The sequence below is a fragment of the Okeania sp. genome, assembly GCF_983059655.1.
This window is the reverse complement of record NZ_CEZPJD010000029.1, coordinates 17,187-24,713: the sequence shown is the minus strand read 5'-3', so window position 1 is coordinate 24,713 and position 7,527 is coordinate 17,187. Positions and strand designations below refer to the sequence as shown.

Annotated in this window: 7 protein-coding genes and 1 tRNA gene; all 8 read right to left on the bottom strand. The window is 37.0% G+C overall.

Features of this window, described 5'->3' with window-relative positions:
* Nucleotides 1–37 precede the first annotated feature (37 nt).
* A complete protein-coding gene (locus tag AC3DU7_RS03625; protein ID WP_488038000.1) occupies nt 38–478 on the bottom strand; it encodes a hypothetical protein in 441 nt (146 codons plus the stop codon).
* Between the two features lie 228 nt (nt 479–706).
* Nucleotides 707–2,194, bottom strand: a complete 1,488-nt coding sequence (locus tag AC3DU7_RS03620) for a hypothetical protein (protein ID WP_488037999.1) — start codon at nt 2,192–2,194, stop codon at nt 707–709.
* A 414-nt stretch (nt 2,195–2,608) separates the two neighbouring features.
* Nucleotides 2,609–3,034, bottom strand: coding sequence for a hypothetical protein (locus AC3DU7_RS03615; protein ID WP_488037998.1), 426 nt, complete (start codon nt 3,032–3,034; stop codon nt 2,609–2,611).
* Between the two features lie 7 nt (nt 3,035–3,041).
* Entirely contained in the window at nt 3,042–3,203 is a 162-nt protein-coding gene (locus tag AC3DU7_RS03610; protein WP_488037997.1) for a ribosomal protein L7/L12, read from the bottom strand.
* A 237-nt stretch (nt 3,204–3,440) separates the two neighbouring features.
* Nucleotides 3,441–3,516: transfer RNA gene (locus AC3DU7_RS03605), tRNA-Met, on the bottom strand.
* A gap of 110 nt (nt 3,517–3,626) precedes the next feature.
* Nucleotides 3,627–4,019 (bottom strand): hypothetical protein, encoded by a 393-nt coding sequence (locus AC3DU7_RS03600; protein ID WP_488037996.1) that lies wholly within the window; start codon nt 4,017–4,019, stop codon nt 3,627–3,629.
* A 31-nt stretch (nt 4,020–4,050) separates the two neighbouring features.
* A complete protein-coding gene (locus AC3DU7_RS03595) occupies nt 4,051–5,622 on the bottom strand; it encodes a hypothetical protein (protein ID WP_488037995.1) in 1,572 nt (523 codons plus the stop codon).
* 78 nt (nt 5,623–5,700) lie between these two features.
* The gene (locus tag AC3DU7_RS03590) at nt 5,701–6,678 is read right to left on the bottom strand and encodes an N-acetyltransferase family protein (RefSeq protein ID WP_488037994.1); all 978 of its coding nucleotides are present in this window, start codon (nt 6,676–6,678) and stop codon (nt 5,701–5,703) included.
* Between the last annotated feature and the right edge of the window lie 849 nt (nt 6,679–7,527).

The following is a 7,527-nucleotide window of genomic DNA, read 5'->3' as shown; positions in this document are numbered from 1 at the left end:
GCGATCGCTTTGAAATGAATGGCCTCTTGATATCAATTTAAAACCTTAAAGATTCTGACCACAAACTATTTAAACTTGGTTCTACAGAAATAACTTCATCTCTCGTATGTTGTTTATTCCAACGAATTGTATTAGGAAAAGCATGGTCGATCAAATTCCCTAATGCCCAATCGGAAGTTACTAACCATGTACCATTTTCTACCTGTTCTCTTAGGGAATTAATTAGTTGATTTTCATAGGAATTAGAACAGTTCACAAATACAACTTTTGCATCCAGTTTTTGTGGATTAGGATTTATTTGTATTGGTAGTTTTAAGCATTGGAAAATTTTTTCAACATGGTCATAACTACCTGAGTAAACAGCTATATCCTTTTTGCTAATATTATTTAAAATTGCTAAATCTTCAGGACGTTGTTCAGTAAATCTTTGCTTTACAGCAACAGCAGCTACCTGATAAGCTTTCTGCATATCTTTCATAGTTTTTCCATTAAAAAAGAAACCGGGTTTATTGCCCTGATTATTTTCAAATCACAAAATTTCATCGACAAAAGTTGTATTTTTTCTTACTTTTAACTTTTGACTTTCCTTCCCGGTTTCTGCCTAAGTTACAGCAGATTCCATTTTAGTGAGGTACACCCGTCGCGGGCAAGATGCCCGCACTGGGGAAATTTAATTGTTAATCTTTGTACTTTATATACCTGGAATCTACTGTATATTTTTTCTTACTTTTGACTTTTGACTTTCCTTATCACTACGAACTGGCAGTGAGGTCTCCATTATTTCCATCAACAACTCCAGTCGCGAACGACTAGACAACATTGGCACTAAGTTAGGCAAAGAATAGTAGTCACCTTTAAAAGTAAAAGTTTCCACTGGCGCTTGCTTCTGCTTTAGTTGACTTTCCACATAATTAGAAGCATAGCTACCCACACGCACGATAACCACATTTGGCATAACCGCCAATTCACGACAATAAGCAGTATAAGCTTCAGCAAAGTAGGGTGCAGTATTTTCCCCTTCATCTGTCACCACAATAAACTGTTCGACAACTTGCTTTTTGCGCCGCATTGCTTCTACTGCACAACCACAACTTGTACCCCCACCTGCGCGGATATGTTGGAAACCACGTTCCCAGTCGCTCAATTCTGTACCTTGGGCAGTCACAGGATAAGGAATGGTATCGAAAGCGTAGACAAATAGTTCCGCTTCAGTAATACCAGAAACTAAAGCTGCTAAACGCTTACCAACTTCGATCGCCTTTTCCATTGAACCAGACTTATCCACAAGTAAAGCAGTAGGCAAAGAAATTTTACCGCGCTTTTTCACTTGTTCGTTAGTCACTTGTTCCAGTTTCGCAACAGTTTCCGCATCTACTTGAGCAGTATCAGCAGCAACCTTAGCTTTATAAGCAGACACGCGATCGCTCTTTTGTGCCTCAGTCAGTTTCTCATCAACTAACGCTTTTACCTCTGGATGTTCCATCGCCCCACGAGTAGTCAGAGACTTCAGGTTATTGATAATTTCCTGGGAAGACATGGAGTTTATCAGTGCTACTAACACAGTAGGTGTCAACTGTTTCACTGCTCCCACCGCCACAGTATAGGGAATTTTATGTTCCACTATTAATGCTGCTTGCTCTGCTGGAGTTTCTACTTTCGCCAACTGTTTGAGCATGAAAGCCAAACTATCCTCTGGAGGTCTTTCCTTAAACAAGATAGCATCAGCGCGAGAGTTAGGTTTAATGTGCAAAGTCGCATATAAGTGCTTCATTGCTTTGCGGTTACGGAGAGCTGCCCGGTCAAAAAATTCTGGTTTTTGTTCGCGCTTCCGTAGATAACGAGTCACAGCAGTGCGTGCGGAACGTGGCATTTTATTTCGTTGCTGTTTCATAAAGTCTACAATGCGTGACACCTGGTATGGTGGGAAATTTTGTAGCATCATGAAACCTGCATCTCGGTGTTCTGTGAGGTTACTTGTTAGCAAGTTTCCGAGAAATACTTCTTTATGATCGCGCACATCACCGTTGTTTTGATACCATACTGCTAAATGACCGTAAAAAATTGGGTCTAACTCAACAATTAATTGATGAATTTCTGCTACTTTTTCTAATTGACGGTGTGGTGTAGTGAGCAGACTATTGAGCATTTCCAAACGCAAGTCGCGCTCATCGTTATGCATCTTAGTTTTATACATTTTTTCTACCTCCAAATTTCAGTTAACAGTTATAAGTTATCAGTTAAATTTCTGTCATATTTTTAATGTTAAATGTAAGACATAACATTATCAAACATTTGAGAACCTATAACTATTCATTATCAACTAATTTAATTACAAAAAATCTACTTTTAGGAGGCAATTATCGTTGGCAGTTTTGCGGAGTATTAATATTAATATTTATGATGAAATACACCGCGCAAGTTGAGAGAGTTAGTTTAACTAAACCATAGGTATTTGTATGTAAACTCTCTGAGTAGGGGCGCGACGATAACTGCATATTTTATAGCTTTAAGTTTGGTTTGAAAGATTTTACAACAATTTTCAATCTGGTTATAACCATTTTTTAATTGTATAGTCAATACTTTAAGTCTATCAACTTTTACTTCTGACCTATAAATCTGGTTCTATCCAATTTTTTCGAGCTGACTCAGACATCAGATATTCTCTACTGTAATATTCAAAAGGCAAAGCAGAATTTTCGTAAAAGTTGACTAAATTATTGGCATTTTCTGCAAAAGAGTTGTTCGCTGAAGTGGTAGCCAAATATTTCTGAATCATTTTCACCCAAAACAGCGTAATTGTTTCGTGATAACCACTATCTTTGGTATTCTTAGTACCTACTGCAACGTTATATTTTTTTATGCGATCGCGAATATTATTTATTGCTTCAAACTCTGAGTAATTAGTTAGATACCACAGAGCAACAATCAAATGTGCAGCATGAGTCCAATTGCTTCTTGGCAAGGTACAATTATTAAATTCACTAACAATATTTTCTAACTCATTACTGGTGAAATAGATAGTTTTATTGCACATAATAAAATTATTTCAAATCAACTATTGCTCCTAATTCCTCAAATTTTTGCTTAATCTGTTCTGCCTCTTGAATATTGACATTAGATTTAATAATGTGGGGTAAATTATCAACAACTATTTTTTTGGATTTTTTAATTAAAATTAACGTTTTATGCAGTTTTGAAATCATCTCGCACAAGTTAAAAAAGCTGTTTGTTCATACACAGGATTTTACCCTGCATTATCTTGAACCAAAATCAAGTGCCGTTTGGCTAGTATGTAAGCTTCTTTTGTTAGGGTACGAGATGAAAATTACATTTTTAGTAACTTATATAAATTATCAAATTCAGATTTTTTTACTCTTTCTTAGTCTTAGTGGGAATTAAACAATTTTAATCATCTCGCGCAAGTCAAGAAAGCTGTTTGTTTATACACAGGATTTGAACCTGTATTAGCTTTCGCTAGCTTGATTATGAGTCAAGTGCCTTTACCATTTGGCTAGTATGTAAGCTTTCCTAGTTAGGGCGCGAGATGAAAATTTTTTATATTGACAAATCTATTTTGTCTTTTGATATTAGAACAAATTATGCTATTCAAAGCGATCGCTATCAAACTATAAATTAGGCATTCCCGTCATTAGAGCAATTGCTTTTTGCAGTAGCACAGTTTTTTCAGCAATTTCTGTAACTGAGCCAACGGCATCTTTAACTCCTGTCAGCAAACCTTTTAGTGTTAGCTTATTTGGCTTTTCTTTGTTGACCTCCTTAGCCACTTCCTGAACAGCCTCAACCACTTCTTCTTTGTTTTCAACCTTGCTAGAGTGGACTTCAATAGACTCTAGCAACTCAGTGATTAGTTTAGCAACCTCTTCTTTTCCTGAAGCTTGCAGTTCATCAGCAATTTTTTTAATCTGAATCGCTTTGCTATTTTTACCAGCAACAGCCATTTCTGCTGAAAAAGAGCCACCTGATACAACAATTCCTTGATTTCCTTGTTCTTGATTCATAACTTAAACTCCTATGCTCTCTATTGTTTTTCTAATGTTTTTCTAAGTTTATTGAACTACCTACTGGATTCGCTATTGCCCCAGAGATATTATTCATAGCCCCAGAGATATTACTCATAATAGATGTAGAGTTTGCCCCTGCTGTCACCTGCTTTGCTGTGAAGTTACCTCCACTCACCATGACTCCCTGATTGATAATATTTGTCGCCATTTCCTGAAACTGGGATGTGTCAACTTCGTGGCGTTTGAGCACCTCTATCATTGATGTTAACACAGCTTGGTTGATTGACTTCCAATACATTATCAAGTCTTGTATACCATAGTAGCTGCCATAGGATTCATCTGAAATTGATTCACGAAAGGTTTGAAACAGTCCATAGTTATATTCTTCTTGAAACTCAGCTTCTGTCCTTGTTCTTTTGTCTTCTGAGCTCCAAGTGAGGAGTTGACGAACAAAAACTCCAAGATAGAAAAATCCAACTAAGAAATAACCACTAAGATAATATCCTGTAAAATAAGCAATTAAAAAAAAGAAAAGGGCAACCAAAAACGTTTTGACTATTTTGCAAAAATTACCCTCATTCAGAGTCCATGTCAGGCTGAAGAGCTGTCGATCAATGTTGAACAGTACATGAGTAGATGCTTCTACAAAAGTGATAGAACCGAGGTTGTAAAAACGCAGGAAGTAGGAAAAAACTTGATCCCTTTCTGTGTCGGTGTAACGATACACTCGATAAGCACGCCGTTCCTCACTCAAATTTCCCTCCCCTAGATTCCAGACCTGCTCTTCAGGAAGATTGCTTTCTGGGCTAGGTCGTGTTTGATTGAGAATTTTGCCATCAGCACTTAATTCAAATCCATCAACAAATAATAAAGAAAGCTGCTCCAAATCAGCAAGTTGAAGTTTAGCTATCTCTGAATCAGCGGTACTATAAAATTCATTTACTGGAATTTGTATCCGTTCCTCAGATGACTGGGACAATTCTGCTTGATTTTTATTTTGAGAAGGCTTGGGCTTGCGATCTATTGCTGTTGTCCACTGTGAAATTTCTTTCCCTGCTCCAAGGAATGGATACTTTGCAAAAGTAATAACATTTTGGGAAGGGTTAGGCTGGATAATATGTTGTTGTTTGAGAAATCTAGATACAGGCTTTGTCAGTAGCTTAAATACCCCGATCTGAGGGTTTGGTTTATAGTATCGCCGAAGAAACCGACGAGGTATTGACCAACGCAAATAGACAAGTTCGTATGCCACAATGCCTGAGCCAGCAATATTGAGTGCTACAACTAAGAACCATAAAAACTCATTACTCTCGTAATAATAGTGGTATTTATTATGGTTATAAAGCACTAAAAAGAAAAGTTGGACAAGCCAAATTACTACAGCCACAATTGCGAATGATACTGAAATTGCCACAGCTTGGACTGCATGGCTCGTTATTTGATCTAAGTCCAAAGTGGCTTCTGGACTTTGGGCTTTATAAGGGGAACTCCGTAAACGGTTAAGTAAATCAAATCCGCTAAAAATACCTCGGCGGTAAGCGCTACCGGAAAGTAAACGAGTGGTATTTAGATTTTGGCTTTCTCTGCTTGCCTCTACCATTATCCTCCTAATAATATTTTGTTTATGGGGGGTTTACCGAAGTAATTCATCTAAATTTTCAATAGATCAGGATAATTTTTAAAGTTCTTTGCCATAAACAATATCAGTATGAACTTTACGGAAACCCACAGACTCATAAAGTCGAGTTGCTCCTGACGGGTTCTCAGCATCAACACCAAGTAACACCTTATCCAGACCAACACTTTGTAAACCCTCCATTCCAGAAAGTAACATCGCTTTTCCTAAACCACGCTGACGAAAACCACGACGAGTACCCAAAGTATTTATCCAACCTTCCTTTCTTCCCTTGTACTTATTTTCTTCTGGATAAAAACAACAGTAACAAAAAGCTGCAAAAGTACCATCAGGATCTATTGCGACCCAGGTCAAGTCTGGTCGATAGTTAGGGTCGCTTACTATATATTCCACCTGCTCAACTTTCACCTCATGGAAGTTCCAATGGTCAATAAATGTTTGATTATACGCTTCCACCCATGCTTCTAAAAATTTTCGCTGCTCCTGCTTACTAGAAAAATGTGCAGAAGAGTGAGACTGCAATGTAAAACCTACAGGTAACTCCGGTTTGGGTAAAGGGTCAGCGAGCGATCGCTCCATATCAAAAAAGTAACGGTTTGGAGTAAAACCACAACTTTCTAATAATGCGATACGTTCAGTTTGAGTATCGCGAGTACCAGAGCGTAAGTTTACTGATACACCCTTATCTCTAGCGACTTCTTTCATTCGTGCTTCACCCCACCTAATAATTTCTTGCTCTATACCTTCACCTCTAACAGTGGGATGGACTCTCCAAGAGAGATAACCATCAACTGATTCTTGTATTGATAGCTTCCCAAAACCAATGAGTTTACCCTCTCCATTTTCCCAAAGACGAATGTCACTTTCTTTATCTACATCTGGAGCGTTAAATTTTTGTCGCAGATCCGAAACAGATACCCATTCATCTAGGCGATCGACTGTTTCACAAGCTTGGAAAAGTTCAGCGATCGCTTCTAGATCTATTTCACCTTGATAGGAGCGAGTTACTAACGTTTTCATAAATCTACTTAAAATGGTGAAAATTAAATTTTTTTTTACTTATTTTTTCCTTCAAATAGTTAAAAATTACTTCGCACAAGTCGAAAAAGTAATGAATACGGTTACGGCCGTTCTTATCAGGTTTTTACCTGACAGTGAACCCGCTAATATTTATCTCAGAGAGACTTAAAAAGCTTCGCTATTTCGGTCGCCCGAACATCGCTACCTTAGGACCCTATAGTTAGGAAATGTATGTATACTTTATCCGTTGGGGTACGAAGTAAAATTTTTCCTAAATTTTATATATCTTTAAAAAGTAACGCATTTTTTTAAATAGACTATTTTTTATGTCAAAAAAATAATGTAGATTTTTGACTTTTTTAAGTTAGTTCAATAATAACTCTGTACAAGTCAAAAAAGCAGTTTATACAGTCATTTCGGTTACCCGAATATTGACCCGTGATAGGGGTAATGTATGTATGCTTTATTCGTTAGGGTACAAAGTTAACATTCTCTTTTTAAGAGATTATACTTATTTCAAAAATTTGATATTTTTTTCTGAAGACTTCTATATAATCATCCGTACATCCGTTTAAAAAATCTTCTTAATTCAAGTAGTTAAAAATCACCTCGTGCAAGTCAAAAAAGCTGTTTGTTCATACACAGGAATTGAACCTGCTACACTTTGTTATCGAGACAAATGCTCTAACAAATAAGCTAGTATGTAAGCTTTCTCAGTTAGGGCACGAAGTGAATTGTTTTAACTACATATTATTATGCTCCGCACAAGTCAATAAAGCGTTTGACACTAACGCTCTATCCATTGAGCTACATTCCCTAAAAATAGTGGGAATGATAGGAGTCGAACCT